Raw genomic sequence first — 21,452 nt, forward strand, 5'->3', positions numbered from 1 at the left:
TGCGCTCCCCCCTGGGCGCACGCCGGGCAGCCTACCCGCTCAGCTCCGCGGAGCGGAGTCCCAGAGGTCGCACCGGTGCTCGTGGTGGACAGAGGTGCTCACGGTGTTCCCGCCCGCGGAGGCGGTCTTCAGGGAGAGGACGCGCCCGGGCCGGTCCGGCATGGCGGGCTGGCCGTCGGCGCGCGGAGCGCCGCCGCGGACGAAGCTGCCCCAGTACTGCACCAGCTGCCGCGACAGCACCCGCTGCTCCGCGTCCAGCGGGGTGGCGAGCCCGAAGTGCTTGAAGAGGTACTGCACCTCGTTGACATGGGTCGCGCCGAAATCGAAGTCCGTGTGCAGGTTGCGCAGGGACGCGAAGGGCGGCGAGGTGCGGTCGGCGAACTCGTACGAGTAGACCGGGCCGCGGTGGGCGAGCACGCCGTCGAGGCGCAGTGCCGTGCACGCCATGAGGTAGTCGCCGAACGCCGTGCCGTACGCGATGGTCGGGGACGGGTAGGCGGACAGCGGGTAGCGCCGTAGCACCCGCTCGCCGAGGTCTGCGCCGAAGACGGCCTTGAGCACGGACGGATAGCGGTCGGCCGGGAGCGGCGCACCTGCCCCGTCGAACGCGCTGAACGCGAACAGCCGGCCCTCGTCCTCGTTCGCCCCGTTCAGTACGGGGACGTGCGCGGCGGCCCCTGCGGCGTACGCCTCGGACGGCTGCCGGGGCAGGAAGGTGCCGCCGACGACCGGTCCCCAGTCGAAGTCGGACTGGGCCGCGAGGATCTCCGCGGACGACTTGCCGCGCAGGCACGCCGGGGCGGTTTTCCGGTCGGGGCAGCCCGCCTTCCGCGCGAAGTCCGCACCGTCGGCGACGGCCTGGGCGTGCTCGCGTGCGGCGCAGTCCCCGTAGGCGCCGCTCTCGATGATTCCGGCGCGGTACAGGCCCTTCGAGGTCGGCGAGGCCATCTGGGTGCAGACCGAACGGCCGCCCGCGGACTCGCCGGCGATGGTCACGCGGCCCGGATCGCCGCCGAAGCGGCCGATGTTGGTGCGCACCCAGCGCAGCGCGGCCTGCTGGTCGAGCATGCCGAAGTTGCCGGAGACGCCGTCGCGTGTCTCGTCGTCGAGTCCGTCGGTGGCGAGGAACCCCATCGCGCCGAGGCGGTAGTTGACGGTGACGACGACCGCGCCGGTCTGCCGCGCGAAGGTGTCGGGCACGACGTCCTCGCCCGCGCCCGCGGTGAGGCCCCCGCCGTGCAGCCAGACCATCACCGGACGGCTACCGGCGCCCGGGGGGGCGTACACATTGAGGTCGAGGCAGTCCTCGGTGTGACTGGGCTGCTCGTAGCCGGGGTCCCAACTCGACGTCTGTACGCAGCGGTTGCCGAAGTCCTGTGCGGTGCGCACTCCTTGCCACGGTTCGACGGGGCGGGGGTTCCTCCAGCGCAGGTTCCCGACGGGCGGCTGCGCGTACGGGATGCCGAGGAACTGCCGCCCCTCGGTGGTGCTTTCGCCGCGCACGAGGCCCGCGCCGGTGCGTACGACGGGGTCGCTGTGCTTCGCGGCCTGTGCGGGCACGGGGGCGGCGAGGACGGTGGCGAGGGCTATGAGTGCGATGGCGAGTCGGCGGATCACGCGAACACCTCCGCGTTCGTGCGAAGCCGCAGATCGCGCGAGGAGGCCCCGATCCACACGGTGCGCCGCCCGGTGCCGAGCACCCAGCGGTGCCGTTTGACGTCCCAGGACGAGAGGGTGCTCTGCTCCACGCGCACGGTGATCCGGCGCCGCTCCCCCGCCCGCAGGGAAAGCCTCTCGTAGCCTCCCAAGACCCGTACAGGCTGGTCGAGTCGGAGATCCGGCGACGGGCCGACATAGACCTGCGCCACCTCGATGCCCTCGCGTCTCCCGGTGTTGCGGACGCTGAAGGACACGTCGAGGCCGCCCTTGTGCCGGCGCACCCGCAGGTCGTCGTAGGAGAAGGAGGTGTACGAGAGTCCGTGGCCGAAGGGGAACAGCGGGCGCACACCTTCGGCGTCGTACCAGCGGTATCCGGCGTGGATGCCCTCCGAGTACTGCTCGGTGCCGTCGACGCCGGGGTAGCGGCGGGGATCACCGGCGACGGGGTGGTGCGCGTCGTCGGCCGCGAAGGACTGGGTGAGCCGCCCGCCCGGGTCGCAGTCGCCGAACAGGACGGCGGCGGTGGCGGCCGCGCCCTCCTGGCCCGGGTAGTACATCTGGAGCACGGCGGCCGTGCGGTGCAGCCACGGCATCGAGATCGACGACGAGGTGTTGAGGACGACGGTGGTGCGGGGGTTGGCCGCCGTCACCGCCTCGATCAGCGGGGCCTGGTGACCGGGGAGCGCGATCGTCGTGCGGTCGAGACCCTCGGTGGCGTCCTCGTAGGCGAACAGGACGACACTGTGGGCGGCGCGCGCGGCCTTCACCGCCTGGGCGACGTCCTGTGCGCGGGTCGCACCGGTGATGCGGCGCAGCCGGAACAGCTGTCCGCCGTCGCCGCCCTTCGCGGTGATCTGCAGCGTGTGGGCACCCTTGGCGAGGTCGAGCACCTTGCGGCGCACGGCCAGTCCGTCGGGGGCCGCGGAGACGAGGCCGCCGGAGAAGTACTCGCCGTATCCGGGCAGTACGGGGAAGAGGTCCTCGCCGTCGAGGAGCACCTTGGGGCGTTCGCCCGAGTAATGGATGACAAGGGTCCACTCGTCGGCGTCCTCGGCCGTGAGCGTCCCGTCGTACGTCCAGGTCCTGCCCGCGCCGACGTCCTGGCCCTCGGTCGGGAAGGCGGGGCTCAGCGCACCCGCGGGGATCGTCTTGCCGAAGAGGTCCTCGCCGAGGGCGTAGGAGACGTGCGCGCCGTGTCCCGCGCGGGAGGTGAGGGCGTCGAGCGGGCTGTCGGCATGGTCGGGCACGACGTGGGCGCTGCCGCCGCCGCTGACGAACGGGAGGGCGCCGGTGGGGCCGACGACGGCGATGCTGCGGGCGGCGGCTCCGGTCAGGGGCAGCGCGTGGTGCTCGTTGCGCAGCAGGGTGGCGCCCGCCTTCGCGACCTCCAGGGCCACGGCCGCGCCCGCCTTCGGGTCGCGCTCCGGGCGGGGCGGGACGCTGCCGTCGAGGAGGCCGAAGCGGTCCATCACCGCGAGGATGCGGCGCACGGCACGGTCGACGTACCTCACCGGAACGCTGCCGTCCTGGACGGCCTTCTTCAGCGCGGCGTCAAAGTGGATCCCGCCCGGCATCTCCATGTCGAGCCCCGCGGTGATCGCCGCGACCGTGCTGTGGGCGGCGAACCAGTCGGTCATCACCCAGCCCTCGAAGCCCCACTCCTCCCGCAGGATGCCGGTGAGCAGCTTCTCGTTCTCGCAGGCGAAGGTGCCGTTGACCTTGTTGTACGCGCCCATGACCGCGCCGGTACGGGCGGCGACGGCCGCGGCGAAGCCACGCAGTTCGACCTCGTGCATCGTCCGCTCGTCGACCCGCACGTCGATGGACATGCGGTCCTTCTCCTGGTTGTTCATGGCGAAGTGCTTGACGGTGGCGATGAGCCCCTCGCCCTGGATGCCCTTGATCTCGGCGGCGACCAGGTCGGAGGCGAGCAGCGGGTCCTCGCTGAACGTCTCGAAGTTGCGGCCGCCGTACGGGGTGCGGATGAGGTTGACCATCGGGGAGAGGAGGACGTCCTGGCCCAGGGCGCGGCCCTCGCGGCCGATGACCCGGCCGTAGCGGCGGGCGAGGCCCGGGTCGAACGCGGAGGCGAGCAGGACAGGGGCGGGCAGCGCGGTGGCGTGCCGGGTGACGCGGACGCCGGCCGGTCCGTCGGCGAGGCGGAGCGGGGGAATGGAAAGACGGGGCACGCCGGGCACGTATCCGGCCTGACCGAGTGAGTCGGGGTCGGTGGCGCCGTGCAGCAGGGAGATCTTCTCGTCGAGGGTGAGTTTGCTGACCAAACCCTCTACACGTGGACCCATGGAGGGGTTCTGTCTGTCGAGGGCTGCCGCGTGCGCGGGGGGCGTGAGGCCGGAGGTGGCCGCCGCGGCGACCGCGATCGCGCCGCCCAGCAGACGCAGGGCCGATCGCCGGGACACAGTGTCGGACATGAGCCGTCACTCCTTCGGTGCGCGGGCACGTCGTTGTGGGACCGCATGTACACGTGCCAACGGCAGCCGCGTTCGGCCCTTGAACGCACTATGCGCCAGAGCCGACTTGACGAGCCATCAGGCACCACGGGTACGGCGCGAAAACTATGACCACTGGTGACTCGTGTCAATGAAGTGAACAGAAAACAGTGCGGGGGCGACAAGACCCGAAGGGGTGCGGTGGGTTGCCGTGGACGCCGAAGGGCGCGGCAGGCAGGCGTCGCCGGCGGAGGCGAGGCGGCGATCAGCGGTCGCTGCAGCGGCGCGCACAGGGCCGCCACGGGAAGGCCGTGGGCAGGAGAGGGAGGACAGGCGCCTCAACGGCTGCCTCGTACGACGACCGCTGGGAACAGTCGCTCGCGCCGCGTCCAGCAGCACGACGACCTCAACCGCACACCGGTCGGTGGGGCGCCCCGCGCCGACCCGGGAAGGTCCGGCAGCACGGCGCCGACACAACGCCGCGCACCCCGGGCTCGGGCTCGGGGTGCGGCGTTCGAGGGCAGGGCTCGGGCTCGGGGCCAAGGCCCGGGCGGGGCTCAGCCGTTCGGGCGGAGTGTCCAGACGACGGTCATCTCGCCGGTCACGGCGCCGTCCGCGCGCTGAATGGCGATGGCCACGGGGAACTCGGGGCGCAGGCCGGCGTCGAGTTCGGCGACGACCTCGGTGGCCGGGCGGCCGAGCGTCGCGGTGGCCGTCACGGGGCCCATCGCGAGCTTCTTGTAGGCGATCTCGGCGCTGACGGCGAGCGGTACGGCACGCGAGAGCTGGTCACCGAACGCGGCGAGGACGATGGCACCACTGGCCGACTCGCCCAGCGTGAACATCGCTCCGGCGTGCGGGCCGCCGACGTGGTTGTGGAACTCACCCTGGTCGGGCAGCGCCACCACGGCCTTCTCCGGGCTGGTCTCCACGAACTCGAGGTTCAGGGTCCGGGCCATGGGAACCGTGGCGGCAAGCATCTCGCCGATCGACATCTGGTCTGCGCTCATGCGTCGAATGTTACCCACGAGTAGCAATTTTTGACCAGCGCCGGTACGTGATCGTCGTATCGTTGCGCCCCATGTGGCCAGGAGAGCAGCCGCCCGGGGGCGAGCAGAACGCGCAGCATCCGCAGAACGCCGGAGTCGGCGGTCAGCCGAATCCCTATCAGCAGCCGGGATACCAGCAGCAGAATCCATATGCCCAGCAGCAACCGCCCGCGCCGTGGAACGCCCCGACCGTGACGGCGGGCGCACCTGTTCCCCCGCCGGGCGACGGCGGACGCCGGACGAAGATCGTCGCGATCACCGCGGCCGCGGCCGTCGTGATCGCCGCGGGCGTGACCGGCTACGCGGTGCTCGGCGGCGGGAAGGACGACGGGGCCGATCCCGGGCCGACCAAGTCCGCGTCCCAGCAGTCGAGTCCGACCAGCAATCCGCGCCGGTCCGGCGGCGACGTGAAGCCGACGATCGCGGGCTGGAAGACCGTTCTGAACCCCGATCGCGGTATCGCTTTCGACGTACCCGCCGAGTGGGCGCTGAGGTCGACCGGCTGGGTCACGTACGTGTCGAAGGAGGACGACCCGCAGGACAAGCCGCTGATCGCGATGAAGGCCCCCGCCATCCTCAAGGAGAAGTGGTGCGGCTCCGACGAGGACAAGAACGGCAGCACCGACTACACGGAGCTCGCCGACGCCGGCACCCGGGGCAACGACGGAGCGAAGAGCCCCGAGGACGCCGCCCGCGAGGACGCGCGGACCTGGGTCTACGGCGCGTACACCCAGCCCGACAAGAAACTGGTCAAGTCCGCTGCGGTGAAGTCGTACACGACGAATTCCGGCATCAAGGGCGCTTTGGCCACCGCCTCGTCGTCCGGTGTGAAGAAACAGCAAAAGTGTGACAGCGACGGGAAGGCCACCACCTTCGCCTTCAAGAACCCCTCGGGCGACATCGTGTCGTGGTCGTTCGTCGGTGCCAAGGGCGTATCCGAGGAGGTACCGGACACGACCGTGCAGAAGATCCTCGGCACCATACGTCTGTACGACGTTCCGTCAGACTCCTGACCGGTACATGTCTGACGAGGTCCAGTGACCGAAACGTGTCACACGCGGCACTACTCTTACTGCCCATGTGGCCAGGACAGCAGCCGCCCGGGGGCGAGCAGAACCCGCAGGACCAGAATCCCTACCAGCAGCCGGGGTACCAGCAGCCGAACCCGTACCAGCAGCCCGGGTACCAACAGCCGGGTTACCAGCAGCCCAACACGTATGGGCAGCAGCCACAGTGGGGAGCCCCGGGGGAGCCGCTCGGGGCGCCCCAGGCGCCCGGTGGCGGCACCGGTGGGGGCGGCGGCGGGAACAAGACGAAGATCACCGCGATCGTCGCGGCCTCGGCCGTGGTGATCGCGGCCGGCGTCACCGGCTATCTCGTCCTGGGCGGCGACAAGGACAAGGAGGCGGGCGGTGACCCGTCCAAATCCGCCAAGCCGTCGGTCTCCACGTCCGCGAGTCCCAGCTCCAGCGGTGACGACAACCCGCGCGGCAGCGACGAGGAGGAGAAGCCGACGATCGCCGGCTGGAAGGTCGTCGTGAATCCCAAGTGGGGTACGGCGTTCGACGTTCCGGCGGACTGGGAGGTGCTGTCGTCCGGCACGTTCATCGGCTTCGACGACAAGAACAAGGACGACACCTCCACGATCATCGGCATGTCCGCGCCCGCCTTCCTCAAGGAGGAGTGGTGCACGTCCGACGAGGACAAGGACGGCCACAAGGAGAGCTCGGCGCTGGCCGCCGCGGGCTCCAAGGGGCAGAGCGGCGCCAAGAACACCAGCGACATCGCGCGCAACGACTCGGCGTGGTGGGTCTTCGGCGGGTACACGGACCAGAAGAACGCCTCGAAGAAGCTGCTCACCATCGGCAAGCCGAAGGCGTACACGACGGCCTCGGGCGTCGAGGGCAGCGTCGCGACGACGTACTCCTCGGGTGTCCCCAAGAAGGGCAAGTGCGACTCCGACGGCAAGGCGACCACGTTCGCCTTCAAGAACTCCGACGGTGACTTCGTGTCCTGGACGTTCTACGGGGCCAAGGGCGTCAGCGAGGAAGTGCCGGACGCCACGGTCAAGAAGATCCTCAGCACGGTCCGTCTGCACGGTGACCCCGAGGAGTCCTGAACCGCGCGCCGAGAACTCCCGGGTGCGGCCGGTGCGGTCCGGCCGGGGGCCCCGGCGGCGTTCGGACGGGCCGCGGGAGCCCTTCCTGAATTCGTAGAAAGCGTTTGGCAAGTCGGGCGGTCGGCGGCGATAGTCACCCGGTGACTCCAGCCGCCGCCTCCGACCGACCCTCCCGCCGCCCGTCCTGGGCGGGCCGCAACTACACCCTGCTCACCGCCGCCGCGATCGCCACGAACCTGGGCAGCCAGGGCGCGCTGATCGCCTCGGCGTTCGCCGTGCTCGACGCGGGCGGCGACGGAGGGGACGTCGGCCTGGTGGCGGCGGCGCGGACGCTGCCCCTGGTGCTGTTCCTGCTGATCGGCGGCGCCGTCGCGGACCGCCTGCCGCGCCATCGGGTGATGGTCGCGGCCAACACCCTCAACTGCCTCTCGCAGGCATCCTTCGCGGCCCTCGTCATCAGCGGGGAGGCGCAGCTGTGGCAGATGATGCTGCTCAGCGGCCTCGGCGGCACCGGCCAGGCGTTCTTCAACCCGGCGGCCGAGGGCATGCTGATGTCCTCCGTCGAGGGCGAGCAGGCAAGCCGCGCCTTCGCACTGTTCCGGATGGCGACCCAGGGCGCCGGCCTCGGCGGAGCGGCCCTGGGCGGCGCGCTGGTGGCCGTGATCGGCCCCGGCTGGGTGCTCGCCGTCGACGCGGCAGCGTTCGCCCTCGCCGCGTCCCTGCGGTCCTTCCTCGACGTCAGTCACATACCGCCGCGCGCCCCGGGCGGCGGTCTGCTCGCCGATCTCCGCGACGGCTGGCAGGAGTTCATCGGGCGGACGTGGCTGTGGTCGATCGTCGCGCAGTTCGCCGTCGTGGTGGCGGTCGTCGGCGCCGCCGAATCGGTCTACGGCCCCCTCGTCGCCCGCGACAGTCTCGGCGGCCCGGGCCCTTGGGGTCTGGCCCTCGGTGCGTTCGGTGTCGGAACCGTCGGCGGCGCCCTGCTGATGATGCGCTGGAAACCGCGCCGCCTGCTGCTCGCCGGCACCCTGTGCGTCTTCCCGCTCGCCCTCCCGGCCGCCGCGCTCGCCGTGCCCGTACCGGTCGGCGCGCTGTACGCCGTGATGTTCCTCAGCGGCCTGGCGATCGAGGTGTTCGGCGTTTCATGGATGACGGCGCTGCATCAGGAGATCCCCGAGGACATGCTCTCGCGCGTCTCGGCGTACGACTGGTTCGGCTCGATCGCGATGACGCCGCTGGCGCTGGCGCTGGCGGGCCCGGCGGAGGAGGCCTTCGGGCGTACCGTTTCGCTGTGGGGCTGCGCCACGCTGGTCGTGGTGGTCACGGCGGCGGTGCTGTGCGTGCCGGACGTACGGAACCTGACGCGTCGGACCAGAGCCGTGACCAAGCGGACTCCGCTGCCTGAGGTCGAGGGCGGGCCGGCCGCCGACAAGCGCGGGTCAGCCGATGGTGAAGGAGCCGTCGGGGGGCTCGGGTGAGGGGACCGCGTTCTCGTCGTGCACGGGTGTGGCAGCGCCCATGAACTCCCGCAGTGCGGCGCCGTGTTCGACGCGCGCGGGAAAGGCGTCGGAGGCGGTGCGGCGAGCCAGGACAGCCGTGTCGAGGGGGCGGTGGGAGGCCAGCAGCACCGCGTTGCCGAAGCGACGCCCGCGCAGTACACCCGGTTCGGCGATGACGGCCAGCTCCTCGAACACCGTGGAGAACGTGGCGAGTTGGGAGCGCAGGAAGGCGAAGGGCGCGGCGTCGGCGAGGTTGGCCAGGTAGACGCCGTCGGGGCGCAGGACCCGTTCGGCGGCGGCCGCGTACGCCACGGTGGTCAGGTGCGCGGGGACGCGCGAGCCGCCGAAGACGTCCGCGATCAGGATGTCGGCCGAGTCCGCGGGGGCGGCTTCCAGCCAGGTGCGGGCGTCCGCGGGATGCAGCGTGATCCCCGCGTCGTCCGGCACGGGAAGGTGCTCGGCGACGAGGGCGAGCAGCCCGCGGTCGGCTTCGACGACGTCCTGCCGCGAGCCGGGCCGGGTCGCCGCGACATAGCGGGGCAGCGTCAGCGCGCCCCCGCCGAGATGCAGCACATCCAGGGCGCGGCCCGGCTCCCCGACCGTGTCCAGGACATGCCCCAGCCGCCGCGCGTACTCGAACTCCAGATGCGTCGGCGCGTCCAGGTCGACGTACGACTGCGGCGCTCCGTCGACCGTCAGCAGCCACGCGCGCTTGCGGTCCACGTCCGGCATCAGCTTGGCGGTCCCGTGATCCACGGCCCGTGTCACGGGTATCGGCTCGTCCACCCATCCATTGTGGGGGAACGGCGGGGCACCGGTCGCCCGGCACCGAGTGCGGGGGACCGCGTGAACGGCCACAGCCGCCCCGCGATCCCCCGCACTCCTCAGTCCCCGCTCCTCGGAACCGTCAGCCGACGGCCGTGACCGTCCCCGCGCCGACGGTGCGCCCGCCCTCGCGGATGGCGAAACCGAGGCCGGCCTCCAACGGCACGTCGCGGCCGAGCTCCACCGTCATCGTGACGGTGTCGCCGGGGCGGGCAACGGCCGTCTCACCGAGGTCGACATCGCCCACCACGTCCGCCGTGCGGATGTAGAACTGCGGCCGGTACCCGGTGGAGACCGGTGTCGTACGGCCGCCCTCACGGGTCGACAGGACGTACACCTGCGCCGAGAAGCGCCGACTGGGTACGACGCTGTCGGGTGCCGCGACGACGTGTCCGCGCCGCACCGCGTCGCGGGGCACGCCCCGCAGCAGCAGCGCCACGTTGTCGCCGGCCTGCGCCTCGTCCATCGGCTTGCCGAAGGTCTCCAGGCCGGTGACGACCGTGTCGACACCCGCGCCGAGCACTTCGACCCGGTCGCCGACCCGGATCGTGCCGCGCTCGACGGCACCCGTGACCACCGTCCCGCGGCCGGTGATCGTGAGCACGTTCTCGACCGGCAACAGGAACGGCGCGTCCAGATACCGCTCGGGCATCGGTACGTACGTGTCCACCGCGTCCAGCAGCGCGTCGATCGCCGCGGTCCAACGGGCGTCGCCCTCCAGGGCCTTGAGCCCGGAGACCCGGACGACCGGTACGGAGTCGCCCCCGTACCCGTGCGCGGTGAGCAGTTCGCGGACCTCCAGCTCGACGAGGTCGCTGAGCTCCTCGTCGCCCGCGTCGGCCTTGTTGAGGGCGACGACGATGTGGTCGACGCCCACCTGGCGGGCGAGCAGCACGTGCTCGGCGGTCTGCGGCATGATCCCGTCCAGCGCGGACACGACGAGGATGGCCCCGTCGAGCTGGGCCGCGCCGGTGACCATGTTCTTGACGTAGTCGGCGTGGCCCGGCATGTCCACGTGCGCGTAGTGCCGGGTGTCTGTCTCGTACTCGACGTGCGCGATGTTGATGGTGATGCCGCGGGCGCTCTCCTCCGGCGCACGGTCGATGCGGTCGAACGGTACGTATCGGGTGCTGCCGCCGGAGCCCCGCTCGGCGAGGACCTTGGTGATGGCGGCGGTCAGGGTGGTCTTCCCGTGGTCGACGTGACCCATGGTGCCGATGTTCAGGTGTGGTTTGGTGCGCACGTAAGCCGTCTTGGGCATGGCTGTACCTCGAAGCCTCTTCAGTGTCAGCGGAACTGTGACTGAGTGATGGCCCCGGCGCGAAGCGGCCGGGACGGGGACCCCAAGGACTTGCCGACCCTCCCCCTGCGGGGTCCGCCGGACGATCCGGGAAGGGTCAGCTTCGGGCGCCGTCGACGGCGGCCGCGATGATCGGGACGGCAGCCTTCGGCGCATCCGCGACTGCGGATGCTGCGAGGAGGAAGGCGTACCGGAACATGACGCGATCATCGCCGACGGATCTGCCCACGTCGAATGGTTTTTCGCGCCGCTGAGCGGGTGTTTCGGGTGGTGCGCCAGGGGCTGGTGTTGTGATGAGTGAGGGTTGACGCGTGGAGTGTCAGGGATCGGCGCGTGAAGCGTCAGGGCCCGATGTTCTTGAGCGCCTCACGCACCGACAGCGGCGAGAGGCGTCCCCGCTGCTGCGCGACGAAGCCGCGTACCGCGTCCGGATCCGTCTTGGCGTACTCGCGCAGACACCAGCCGATCGCCTTGCGGATGAAGAAGTCGGGGTGCCCGGAGCGGCACAGGCAGTAGGCGAAGAGCCGCTCCGTGTCCGTCGCGTCCTTGTAGCGGAGCTGGTGGAGCAGGGCGGTGCGGGCCACCCACAGGTCGTCGTCCTCGATCCACGCGTCCATGTCGGCCTTCAGCGCGGGATCGGCGGTCACCAGGCCTCCCACTACGTGGCAGGCGAGCAGATCGACGGTGTCCCACCAGGAGACCGTGGAGACGAGATGGCGTGCCACCGGCAGAAAACCGGACGACAGCCGCTTCACATGGCGGCGCAGGTAGTCCACGGCGAAGTACTGGTACTCGCGCTCCGGCAGCTGCCAGCAGCGCAGCGCGAGCGCCGTGCAGTCCGCCTCGCCGGGGCGGGGTGTGCCGTCCACGACGACGCGTGACAGGGCACGGCGCTCGGGCGTGGTCAGACCGAGGAAGGGCGCGATGTCCTTCATGTACGCCTGCATCGACGCGGCCCGCCGCGGATCGGCAGCGGCGGCGTAGGTGGCGGTGAGCCGCTCCAGCACGGTGTCGGCGAGTGCGCTGTCCGGCATCTCGAACCGCACACCCGACGTACCCGAAGCTGTGACGCCCATGAGACGAACCATACGGCGCCCACACACATTGGTCGGTTAGTGTCACCGGATGCTCGATGCCACCACCCGCTCTGGGGGCACCGCCACGACCGTCCCCACGGCCGCCACCACGCAGCTCGCCATCTCCGCGGAACTCGACCTCGCTGCGGAGTTCGCCGTCGCCACGCGCACGGGCCTGACCGCCCGCTGCACCAGAGTCCTGCTGTCTCCGTGGTCGAGACTGTCGCTGCTCGTGGTGCTGCTCGCGGCGGCCGCGTCGGGCGTGCTGCTGTTCCATCCGCAGCGTGTGCTCTCCGACGGCTGGCCACCGCAGCTCGGCGGAGGCGCGGCGGCCGCGGTGTTCGCGGTGGCGTACGGGCTGTGCACGGTCGCGTTCGTGCCCCGGCCGCTTCTCAACCTCGCCGCGGGCGCCCTGTTCGGCTCCCAGCTGGGCCTCGGAACCGCCCTCGCGGGCACGGTGCTCGGGGCGGGCGTCGCCTTCGGGCTCGGCCGCATCCTCGGGCAGGACGCGCTGCGCCCGCTGCTGCGCGGCCGCTGGCTGAAGGCCGCGGACGGGCAGCTCAGCCGCCACGGCTTCCGCTCGATGATGGTGGCCCGCCTCTTCCCGGGTGTGCCCTTCTGGGCAGCCAACTACTGCGCGGCCGTCTCCCGCATGGGCTGGCTGCCGTTCCTCCTGGCCACGGCCCTGGGGTCGATCCCGAACACGGCCGCGTACGCCGTCGCCGGCGCCCGGGCCTCGGCACCGACGTCACCGGCCTTCCTGATCGCGATGGGCTTCATCGCGCTGCCGGCCCTGATCGGGGCGGTGGTGGCCTGGCGGAAGCGCCACCACCTGCGCGGCCACTGACTGCTACACCGCTTCCAGCACCATCGCGTTGGCGAGTCCGCCCGCCTCGCACATCGTCTGCAGGGCGTAGCGGGCGCCGCGTGCGCGCATCGCGTGGACGAGGGTGGTGGTCAGCCGGGTGCCGCTCGCGCCGAGCGGGTGGCCGAGGGCTATGGCGCCGCCGTGCACGTTGACCTTGGCCAGGTCGGCGCCGGTCTCCTGCTGCCAGGACAGGACGACGCTGGAGAACGCCTCGTTCACCTCGAAGAGGTCGATGTCGTCGATGGTGAGGCCCGCCTTGCGGAGCACCTTGTCGGTGGCGGGGATGACGCCGGTCAGCATGAGCACGGGGTCGGATCCGGTGACGGCGAAGCTGTGCAGCCGGGCGATCGGGCGCAGGCCCAGGCGGTCCGCGGTCTCGCTCGACATGATGAGTACGGCTGAGGCGCCGTCGTTGATCGGGCTCGCGTTGCCCGCCGTGACGGACCAGTCGATCTGCGGGAAGCGCTCGCCGAAGGCCGGGTCGTAGTAGGCGGGCTTGAGGCCGGCGAGTATCTCGGTGGTGCTGGCGGGCCGGACGCACTCGTCGCGTGTCACGCCCTCCAGGGGGGCGACCTCGGCGTCGAACAGCCCGTTGTTCCAGGCCGCGGCCGCCTTCTGGTGCGAGCTGACCGCGAAGGCGTCCATCCGCTCGCGGGAGATGCCCCACTTGGCGGCGATGAGCTCGGCGCTGACGCCCTGCGGTACCAGGCCCTCCGGGTAGCGCTCGGCGACGCCGGGTCCGAACGGGTCCTTGCCCGCGGGCACGTTCGACCACATCGGTACGCGGCTCATCGACTCCACACCGCAGGCCACGACGATGTCGTACGCGCCGGACTGGACGCCCTGCGCCGCGAAGTGCACGGCCTGTTGGGAGGAGCCGCACTGGCGGTCCACCGTGGTCGCGGGCACCGTGTCGGGGAAGCCCGCGGACAGCACGGCGTAGCGGGTGGTGTTCATGGCCTGCTCGCCGACCTGGTCGACCGTGCCGCCGATGACGTCGTCGATGAGGGCCGGGTCGATCCCGGAGCGCTCGACGAGGCTGCGCAGGGTGTGGGCGAGGAGTTCGACGGGGTGGACATGGGCGAGGGTGCCGTTCGGCTTGCCCTTGCCGATGGGAGTGCGTACGGCTTCGACGATCACAGCGTCACGCATGGGATGCCTCTCAGGTCCGTGCAGGTCCGTTCCGGCTATCAAGTTTGGATTCCAAACCCGCTAAGTGACCCGACAGTAACATGGTGAGTTGGAAGAGCCAACCCACCCCCTAGACTGATGTCATGAAGGACGCCCGCCCCTGCTCCATCGCCGCGACGCTCGCCCTCGTCGGCGAGAAGTACTCCCTGCTCGTCCTGCGCGAGGTGACGCTCGGCGCCACCCGCTTCGACCAGCTCGTACGCAACATCGGCGCCCCGCGCGACGTACTGACCGCCCGCCTGAAACGGCTCGTCGAGGCCGGCATCCTGGAAAAGGTCGAGTACAGCGAGCGCCCCACTCGCTACGAGTACCGGCCCACCCCGGCAGGCCTGGAGCTGGAGCCGGTGCTGCTCACACTGATGGCATGGGGCGACCGGCATCTCCAGGAGGGGGACTTCCGGCCGATGGTCCTGGAGCACACCTGCGGGCACGAGCTGGTCCCCCAGGTCGTCTGCCCCGAATGCGGCCAGAAGGTCGAACACCACGACCTGACCGCCCACCCGCAGTCCCCGGGCTGGACAGCTACGGGGCCGGCGGCGGCGTAGGGGGGTCGGTCAGGAGACCGGCACCCACGTCGCAGCGGTGGCACGTCTACGGATGGAACGTCCCCTGGTAGACGTCCAGTCGGCCGCACATCCCGAACCGGCCGTGCGTGGACGGCTGTTCGGCCCGTACGACGGCGTCCGCGAGGTGGGAGGTGTCGCCTCGCTCCAGACGGTCGAGCTGCTCGCCCGTGGCCGCGGCGGCGGCCTCGGCGCCGTGGTGCCACCGCTCGCGCCAGGCTCCGAGCCGGGGCCGCACCAGCGCGGCCGCGGCCCGGTGGAAGGCGGCGAGCGGCTCGGGACCCTCGGCCTCGCGCAGCGCGCGGTAACCCTCCAGGGCGAGGTCGCGCCGGGCTCGCGCGAGCCGCTCCTGCTCCGCCTCGGGTGCGTCGGCCGGGATGACGGTGGCGGCCGCGTAGGTCTCCGGGTCGGTCAGGTACGGCGGCGGCAGCGTGAGCACGGCGTCGCCCGCCTCGGGGAGCCCGTTGTTCTGCATGAGGACCGTGATGCGCAGGTCGTCCTCGTTGACCAGCCGGTGGATGGTGCCGGGCGTGAACCAGGCGACCGTGCCGGGCGCGAGCGGCGTGACCTCGTAGCCGGAGGCGGTCAGCGTCTGCACCGCCCCGCGCCCGCCGGTGACGACGTACGCCTCCGAACAGGTCAGGTGCATATGGGGAGTTCCCCCGCACGCACCGTCCGCGGCGGGCCAGTCGTACACGCACAGGTGCGACACGGCGACGGCGCCCGGCAGCCCGGCGAAACCGCGGGGTGCCTCGGGGCCGCCCTGCGCGGCCGCCCCGGCGTGCCGGCTCACCACGGATGCGCCTCCAGGTACTTGGCGACGTCCTCGCGCTCCCAGGCGCCCTCCGCCACGACCACGCGGTAGCGGCGGGTGAGCGTGTCGCCGGGTGCGAGTTCCAGTTCGTCGAAGAAGGCGAGCGAGGGGGCGACGGCGGCGAACGGTTCGTTGCGCACGAACCAGTGGGCCGGGTGGGCGCCCGCCGCCCCGGTGTGGTCGTTCTCGGGGGCGTGCGCGAAGACGAGCGTGGCGTGCCCGTCGGCGCCGTCGTGCTCTGCCGAGTAGGCGAGCCACGGCGCCTGCTGCCCCATCAGCTCCGGGCCCTCGGACTCGGGACCGATGACCCGGCCGTCCCGGAAGCCGCGCGGGCCGCGCCAGAACAGGCCCGTGTAGCCGGCCATCTCCCGGCCCGCCGTCGTCGGGCTGCCGAAGCGCAGGGGCTCGTCACGCCTGTTGGTGACCGCGGAGGTCCACGTCAGCGCCCAGGAGCCCGACTCCGGATCCACGTCGTGCACCTCGATGCGGCGCTCCTCCTCGGCCCAGAGATCACCGTTGTACGGATGCCAGGTGAGGCGTTCGGCGATGACGGCGCGGCCGTCGGCCGCTTCCACCTCGTCGAAAGCGATGTGCGCCATCGACCCGACACGCTCTGGGAGTTCGAGATATCCCTTTCCGTGAACGTATGTGTTGCCGCCCCACAGGTTCTGGCCGGAGAGGTGCGAGACCGTCATCTGCAGGCCCTTGTGCCAACGGTGGTCGTTGGGCCGGTAGTCCGTGACCACGTTGTCCGAGAGCGTCCGCAGCGGATGCAGATACGGCTTCGGGGCCTCCCAAGCGGCTTCCGGGCGGTACACGTAGCTCAGCAGCTCGACGCCGGTGGTGACATCGCTGATCGTGATGCGCTCGCCGTGGGTGTGAACGATGCGCAGACCGTCGCGACCGGTCATGCCGGCACCTCCTCCCCACTCACGGACACGGAGGGTCCGGTGGCCTCGGACGTCACGGGCGCCCAGCCCGGCGCACCTCCGTGCAGGGCGTCGTAGTACGAGTCCCCGGGACCGATGTCCCCGGCCCGCACGGTCGTGTCCGTGAACGCCGACTTGTAGAGGGCGGTGATGAGCTCCAGGCTGGTGCGGCCGTCGGCGCCACTGCTGCGCGGCCGCTCACCGACTCGCATGCTCGCGACCAGCTCCCGCAGCTGCGCGAGGTGCGAGCTCGGCACATCCGCGCCGAAGTCGCGCCAGGCCGCCACGTCCGCCTCCGGCACTCCCGGCGCCGGGGTGATGCGCCAGTGCTCGTTGCTGTGTCCGTAGAGGTGGGTCAGCTCGACGGTGGCGCGTTCGCAGTCGATGCGGATGCGGCTCACCTCGTCCGGGCTCAGGACGCTGTTGACGACGGTGCCCAGGGCGCCGTTCGCGAAGCGGACCAGGGCCGTCGAGACATCCTCCGTCTCCACGTCGTGCACCAGACGCCCGGCCATGGCCCGCACCTCGCTCCACGGCCCCAGCAGATCGAGCAGCAGGTCCATCTGGTGGATGCCGTGCCCCATCGCGGGCCCGCCGCCCTCGGTCTCCCAGCGGCCGCGCCAGGGCACGGCGTAATAGGCGGTGTCGCGGTACCAGGTGGTCTGACAGTGCACGACGAGCGGGCGGCCCATGGCCCCCTCGGCGATCAGGCGCTTCACGTGCCGGGCGCCGGAGCCGAAGCGGTGCTGGAAGACGATCGACGCGTACGGACCGCCGTCCAGGCCCTCCTCGGCCTCGATGGCGTCGAAGTCCGCGAGCGTCGGCACGGGCGGCTTCTCGCACCACACCCAGGCGCCGGCGCGCAGCGCGGCGACGGTCTGCGCGCGGTGCAGGGTCGGCGGCGTGCAGATGGTGACCAGGTCCGGGCGCTGCTCTTCGAGCATGCGGTCCAGGTCGGTGTACGCGTGCGGGATGCCCGCGTCCGCGCAGAGCGCCTTCACCGCGTCGCCGTCGATGTCGACCGCGGCGACGATCTCCGTCTCGCCCTCGTCGGCGAGCGCGGCGAGCGCGGGCAGGTGCGAGCCGCGCGCGATGGCGCCCGCGCCGATGATGGCAGCCCGGATGCGGCGGCCCTCGAACGGCGCCGCGGGACGGCCGCCCGCCGCGGCCTCGGGGACGTTCGCCGAAGTCGCGGGTCCGTTGGCGGCGGTCTCCGGGCGGGTCGCGGCGGCCTTCTCGGTGCCGGGTGCGTTGCGGGGTGTGCTCATGGACGTGATCAACGCTCCATCGGACGTGAGGACGTGACGTCAGACGTCGGCCAACGCGTGATGACTCCGGGGACCCCGGCGACAGCAAGCGCTTTCTCTTCTGCAGCAACGTATGCGTCGCTCCGGCGCTGGTCAACACCATGGCCGCGCCGGCTGCGCGTCGCCGGGCCCGCCTGCCCCGTGTCCGCCTGCCAAACCCCTGTGGCGGGGCTGTCACAGCAGGGCGCTACGCTGCCCACAACACACTTGATCACCGCGCGCGCGGTCCGCCGCGCCCGCCCGCACGTATCCGTCGCCTGCGTCGGCGTCCTCAGCCACCCCCTTCGCCGCTTTCCGTCGCCCCTTCCACGATCAGCACTTGGATCCCGTAACTTCATGTCTTGGTTTGAATCCCTCATCCTCGGACTCGTCCAGGGGCTGACCGAGTTCCTTCCCGTCTCCTCCAGTGCGCATCTGCGGCTGACCGCGGCGTTCGCGGGCTGGAAGGACCCGGGTGCGGCGTTCACGGCGATCACGCAGCTCGGCACGGAGGCCGCGGTGCTGATCTACTTCCGCAAGGACGTCGGGCGGATTCTCGCGGCGTGGTCCCGCTCACTCACGAACAAGGCGATGCGGAGCGATCACGACGCCCAGATGGGCTGGCTGGTGATCGTCGGCTCGATTCCGATCGGTCTGCTCGGGGTGACGCTCAAGGACCAGATCGAGGGCCCGTTCCGCGATCTGCGGATCACCGCGACGATGCTGATCGTCATGGGCGTGGTCATCGGCATCGCCGACCGGCTCGCGGCCCGCGACGAGACCGGCGGCAGACACCGCGCGGCCAAGCAGCGCAAGACACTTGAGGACCTCAACACCAAGGACGGCCTGCTCTACGGCATCTGCCAGGCGATGGCGTTGATCCCGGGCGTCTCGCGGTCCGGCGCCACGATCAGCGGCGGCCTGTTCATGGGCTACTCCCGCGAGGCGGCGGCCCGTTACTCCTTCCTCCTCGCCATGCCGGCCGTACTCGCCTCGGGCGCCTTCGAGTTGAAGGACGCCGCGGAGGAGGGCCACATCTCCTGGGGCCCGACCGTCTTCGCCACGATCATCGCGTTCGCGGTCGGTTACGCGGTCATCGCGTGGTTCATGAAGTTCATCTCGCACAAGAGCTTCATGCCGTTCGTCTGGTACCGGATCGCCCTCGGCATCGTGATCATCGCGCTGGTGATGACGGGCGCGCTGAGCCCGCACGCCGCGGAGTCGGCGGGCTAACGCCCGTCCGGGGCCCCCAGGCCGCCTGGCAGCCCCTTCCTGTCCGGAGAGTCAGGCCCGTCCAGGGCCTCCGGAAAGGGGGCCGCCCAGGGTTCCTGCTCGACCCGCACCCCGTTCGCGACGTATGCGATGGTGCGGTACCACCCCGCGAGGACCAGCAGTTCCAGGGCCTCGCGCTCGTCGAGATGAGCACGCAGGCCGTGCCACGCCGAGTCGCTCAGGTGCGACGTGGCGTGGAGTTCGTCCACGGCGTGGAGCAGGGCTGTCTGCCGAGGGGACCAGGCCGGGTCCTCGGGGCCGCCGGTCGCGGTGAGAGCGACCTGTTCCGGGGTGAGTCCGGCCGGTTCGGCGTACGTCGCGATGTGCACGCCCCACTCGTAGGCGCAGCCGCAGAGTGCGGTGACGCGGGCGATCACGAGTTCCCGGTCGGCATCGCCGAGCCGCCCGTGGACCAGGAGTCCCGCACCGAGTGCCCGCATGCGCGCGGCGAGTTCGGGGTGGCGTTCGAGGACCTTGAACAGCATCAGGGGTTCGCGGGTGACGCCCGGTGGCATCCAGCGGTGCAGCGCGCGGTCGGTCTCCGGCTCGTAGGGCGGCGTGACGCCGTCAATGCGCTGGTTCATGGCCGCGTTACCGGCTTCGCGCTGCTTCACAGCCGCACTACCGGCTTCGTTGATTTCATCGGTTTCATCGGCTCCATGACTGCACCCTTGCGCTTCTGAAATCGAAGCGCAAGGGTGCGGCTTGGACGACTTCGGTCGGCCTGAACAACTTCCGCGGAGAGGTACGCACTTGTCCACGACGCCCGTCCCGGCTGCGGCGCCCTCCGGGACGCCCGTACCCGCGGCGGGCCCCGATCGGCTTCCGGGACCGCTGCTGACGTGGCCCCACGCCTGGGCGGACCGGGAGTGAGGCACTGCGTCAAGTGCTCGCGATTCCGCCCGAACAGCCCGTCCAAGTCCTCGCTGATCCAGCCAAGTTGACCGCCCCGGCACCCGCCCGGCCGTGACCAACCACATACGTCATGAGTAGCCGACTGGTAGCGCAGTGTCAGTCCTTGCCCCTAGGCTTGTCGGCATGTCCCCCGATTCCATCTCCCCTGGTTCCGTGCGTTCCTCCGCCGCGTTAAACGAGCAGATCCGCGCGCTGTGGATACGCACCAGCGGCTCCTTGTCGGCTCAGGAGCGCGCGGAGTACGAACTGCTGGTCGTGGAATGGGCCGCGGCGATCCGCGGTGAGGTCGTCGAGGCGGCCTGAGACGGAAGGCTCCGGCGCGCACCACTGCACGGGGCCTGAGGAGTCCAGGCCTTGAGGGCGTGAGGACACACCGCCCCCGGCGACCCGAACAGGGCCTGGCGAGGTCGCTGCTGCCGAGGAAGCTGCGGCCTGATCAGTGAGCGGCGAGCGCTTTGTCTATGCGCCGCAACGTTCCCTCGTGCGTGACCCACCTGCTCAGGCTCTCCAGCTCCGTCCGTGCCGCCCGGTCCCCGATCCGAGCCAGGGCAACGATGCCCGCCTCGGCCACTTCGGGCGAGCGGGGAGCGTCTCCTGACCGATGGTCCAAGGAGGTCTCGACGAGGCCGACGAGGGCGAGGACGGTGTCCGGTTGAGGCGGAAGGAAAGAGAGCATCCAGGCAAGCCCACGCAGAACATGGGCGTTGTAGGGGTCGAAGCGCGCGTTCACATCGAACGCGAGGTGCGGATGGCCGACAAGCGGGATCGTCCGATCCAGGCAAGCCAGCTCGAACCACTCCAGCACAGCTCGCCGTACCGCCTCCGGGCCGGCGGCGTCCAGCAGAGCCAGTGCGGTCTGTCTCCACTTCGCCGACGGTGCGGTGGCGGTCACCGGGGCGGCATGGGCCAGCAACCGCTGCCACGGCTCTCCCCCAGCGGTCACTTCCTTGAGCGCCTGGTCGGCCCACGGCTCCCCGGGATTGAGCACCGGACCAGGGCACTTGGCCAGCAGATTCCGCATTCCGGGTTCCGTGCCGTTCGCGGCCGCATGGGTGCGCCGGACACCTGGCAGGGTCGCCGCAGCGTTTGTCCGCCGGAAGGCGGCCAGGATCGCGGGATCGGGAGTACGCCCGGCTGCGAGTTCCGCATCGGCCAGTTCCCAGATCCGGTGGGACGACCAGATGACGTACTGGTCGCTCAACCTGAACAGCCGTTCCTGACGTTCGGCGGCAAGCAGGTCCCCATCCAGGCCGGAGGCAACTCCGGAAGCGATCGTGAGCAGTTCGGTATGGAGGTAGTCGACGTCCCGCCTGAATTCCTCGGCCGTCCCCTCGTTCTCCACATGGGCGTACCAACGCGCCCAGATGCCCGCGAGCTCCAGCCGGTCATCGTCGGGCAGCCCCCGCAACGCCTCCATGTTCTCGACCCCTACGCCCGTCATGGAACCGTTGTTGCAGGCGGCCCGCATGACGGCGCGGGACAGCTCCTGCAGATCACCGCGCCCGGCGAGGTCGTGGTACAGGGCGGCCTGTTCCACCAGCAAGTGAGTGTTCCGCATCCATCTGCTCATGACCGGCAGCGTAGAAGAGGCCACTGACATCAAACGTGCCCGGTCGGCTGAGGGACCGAGGGGAAAC

Annotated in this window: 19 protein-coding genes; 7 read left to right on the plus strand and 12 right to left on the minus strand. The window is 71.0% G+C overall.

Features of this window, described 5'->3' with window-relative positions:
* Positions 1-39 precede the first annotated feature (39 nt).
* From ABZS97_RS17635 to ABZS97_RS17645, 3 genes are all read right to left on the minus strand, one after another.
* Positions 40-1,617, minus strand: a complete 1,578-nt coding sequence (locus ABZS97_RS17635; protein ID WP_356138705.1) for a carboxylesterase family protein — start codon at positions 1,615-1,617, stop codon at positions 40-42.
* Complete coding sequence (locus ABZS97_RS17640) at positions 1,614-4,091, minus strand: glycoside hydrolase family 3 C-terminal domain-containing protein (RefSeq protein ID WP_356138707.1); 2,478 nt, start codon at positions 4,089-4,091, stop codon at positions 1,614-1,616. The genes ABZS97_RS17635 and ABZS97_RS17640 overlap by 4 nt, the downstream gene beginning before the upstream one ends.
* Before the next feature lie 575 nt (positions 4,092-4,666).
* A complete protein-coding gene (locus tag ABZS97_RS17645; protein ID WP_356138827.1) occupies positions 4,667-5,104 on the minus strand; it encodes a DUF4442 domain-containing protein in 438 nt (145 codons plus the stop codon).
* Between the two features lie 86 nt (positions 5,105-5,190).
* Here ABZS97_RS17645 and ABZS97_RS17650 point away from each other — a divergent pair, with 86 nt between their 5' ends.
* From ABZS97_RS17650 to ABZS97_RS17660, 3 genes are all read left to right on the plus strand, one after another.
* Positions 5,191-6,171: a hypothetical protein gene (locus ABZS97_RS17650; protein WP_356138709.1), complete on the plus strand. Its 981-nt coding sequence runs from the start codon at positions 5,191-5,193 to the stop codon at positions 6,169-6,171.
* Between the two features lie 65 nt (positions 6,172-6,236).
* On the plus strand, positions 6,237-7,277 hold the full coding sequence (locus ABZS97_RS17655; RefSeq protein WP_356138711.1) for a hypothetical protein: 1,041 nt from the start codon (positions 6,237-6,239) through the stop codon (positions 7,275-7,277).
* A gap of 140 nt (positions 7,278-7,417) precedes the next feature.
* Positions 7,418-8,755 carry an MFS transporter gene (locus ABZS97_RS17660; protein WP_356138713.1) on the plus strand — a complete coding sequence of 446 codons (1,338 nt, stop codon included), beginning with the start codon at positions 7,418-7,420 and terminating at the stop codon, positions 8,753-8,755.
* On the opposite strand, the gene ABZS97_RS17665 is transcribed toward ABZS97_RS17660, so the two are convergent.
* From ABZS97_RS17665 to ABZS97_RS17675, 3 genes are all read right to left on the minus strand, one after another.
* Complete coding sequence (locus ABZS97_RS17665; protein ID WP_356138715.1) at positions 8,717-9,562, minus strand: fused MFS/spermidine synthase; 846 nt, start codon at positions 9,560-9,562, stop codon at positions 8,717-8,719. The two genes, ABZS97_RS17660 and ABZS97_RS17665, sit on opposite strands and share 39 nt — an antisense overlap.
* A gap of 121 nt (positions 9,563-9,683) precedes the next feature.
* A complete protein-coding gene (gene tuf, locus ABZS97_RS17670) occupies positions 9,684-10,862 on the minus strand; it encodes an elongation factor Tu (RefSeq protein ID WP_356138717.1) in 1,179 nt (392 codons plus the stop codon).
* 380 nt (positions 10,863-11,242) lie between these two features.
* Positions 11,243-11,977: a DNA alkylation repair protein gene (locus ABZS97_RS17675; protein WP_356138719.1), complete on the minus strand. Its 735-nt coding sequence runs from the start codon at positions 11,975-11,977 to the stop codon at positions 11,243-11,245.
* 49 nt (positions 11,978-12,026) lie between these two features.
* Here ABZS97_RS17675 and ABZS97_RS17680 point away from each other — a divergent pair, with 49 nt between their 5' ends.
* Entirely contained in the window at positions 12,027-12,824 is a 798-nt protein-coding gene (locus ABZS97_RS17680; protein WP_356138721.1) for a VTT domain-containing protein, read from the plus strand.
* A 3-nt stretch (positions 12,825-12,827) separates the two neighbouring features.
* Here the strand turns inward: ABZS97_RS17680 and ABZS97_RS17685 are convergent, their stop codons facing one another.
* Positions 12,828-13,997 (minus strand): thiolase family protein, encoded by a 1,170-nt coding sequence (locus tag ABZS97_RS17685; RefSeq protein ID WP_356138724.1) that lies wholly within the window; start codon positions 13,995-13,997, stop codon positions 12,828-12,830.
* Between the two features lie 122 nt (positions 13,998-14,119).
* Between ABZS97_RS17685 and ABZS97_RS17690 the strand changes: the two genes are divergently transcribed.
* Positions 14,120-14,581, plus strand: coding sequence for a helix-turn-helix domain-containing protein (locus ABZS97_RS17690; RefSeq protein ID WP_356138726.1), 462 nt, complete (start codon positions 14,120-14,122; stop codon positions 14,579-14,581).
* A 46-nt stretch (positions 14,582-14,627) separates the two neighbouring features.
* Here ABZS97_RS17690 and ABZS97_RS17695 read toward each other — a convergent pair whose 3' ends face one another.
* From ABZS97_RS17695 to ABZS97_RS17705, 3 genes are read right to left on the minus strand one after another with little or no spacing between them, the layout of a single operon-like run.
* Complete coding sequence (locus ABZS97_RS17695) at positions 14,628-15,392, minus strand: cupin (RefSeq protein WP_356138728.1); 765 nt, start codon at positions 15,390-15,392, stop codon at positions 14,628-14,630.
* The gene (locus tag ABZS97_RS17700) at positions 15,389-16,324 is read right to left on the minus strand and encodes a PmoA family protein (RefSeq protein WP_356138730.1); all 936 of its coding nucleotides are present in this window, start codon (positions 16,322-16,324) and stop codon (positions 15,389-15,391) included. The genes ABZS97_RS17695 and ABZS97_RS17700 overlap by 4 nt, the downstream gene beginning before the upstream one ends.
* Positions 16,321-17,610, minus strand: coding sequence for a Gfo/Idh/MocA family oxidoreductase (locus ABZS97_RS17705; RefSeq protein WP_356138732.1), 1,290 nt, complete (start codon positions 17,608-17,610; stop codon positions 16,321-16,323). Before ABZS97_RS17705 ends, ABZS97_RS17700 begins: the two co-directional genes overlap by 4 nt.
* A gap of 375 nt (positions 17,611-17,985) precedes the next feature.
* On the opposite strand from ABZS97_RS17705, the gene ABZS97_RS17710 reads away from it, so the two are divergent.
* Entirely contained in the window at positions 17,986-18,861 is an 876-nt protein-coding gene (locus ABZS97_RS17710) for an undecaprenyl-diphosphate phosphatase (protein WP_356138735.1), read from the plus strand.
* Here ABZS97_RS17710 and ABZS97_RS17715 read toward each other — a convergent pair.
* Positions 18,858-19,484, minus strand: coding sequence for a carboxymuconolactone decarboxylase family protein (locus ABZS97_RS17715; RefSeq protein ID WP_356138737.1), 627 nt, complete (start codon positions 19,482-19,484; stop codon positions 18,858-18,860). The genes ABZS97_RS17710 and ABZS97_RS17715 overlap by 4 nt on opposite strands.
* 454 nt (positions 19,485-19,938) lie before the next feature.
* Here ABZS97_RS17715 and ABZS97_RS17720 point away from each other — a divergent pair, with 454 nt between their 5' ends.
* Positions 19,939-20,118 (plus strand): hypothetical protein, encoded by a 180-nt coding sequence (locus ABZS97_RS17720; protein WP_356138740.1) that lies wholly within the window; start codon positions 19,939-19,941, stop codon positions 20,116-20,118.
* A 133-nt stretch (positions 20,119-20,251) separates the two neighbouring features.
* On the opposite strand, the gene ABZS97_RS17725 is transcribed toward ABZS97_RS17720, so the two are convergent.
* The gene (locus ABZS97_RS17725; protein ID WP_356138742.1) at positions 20,252-21,385 is read right to left on the minus strand and encodes a hypothetical protein; all 1,134 of its coding nucleotides are present in this window, start codon (positions 21,383-21,385) and stop codon (positions 20,252-20,254) included.
* Positions 21,386-21,452: the final 67 nt, after the last annotated feature.

The organism is Streptomyces sp. NPDC005485 (assembly GCF_040606085.1).
Taxonomy (GTDB): domain Bacteria; phylum Actinomycetota; class Actinomycetes; order Streptomycetales; family Streptomycetaceae; genus Streptomyces.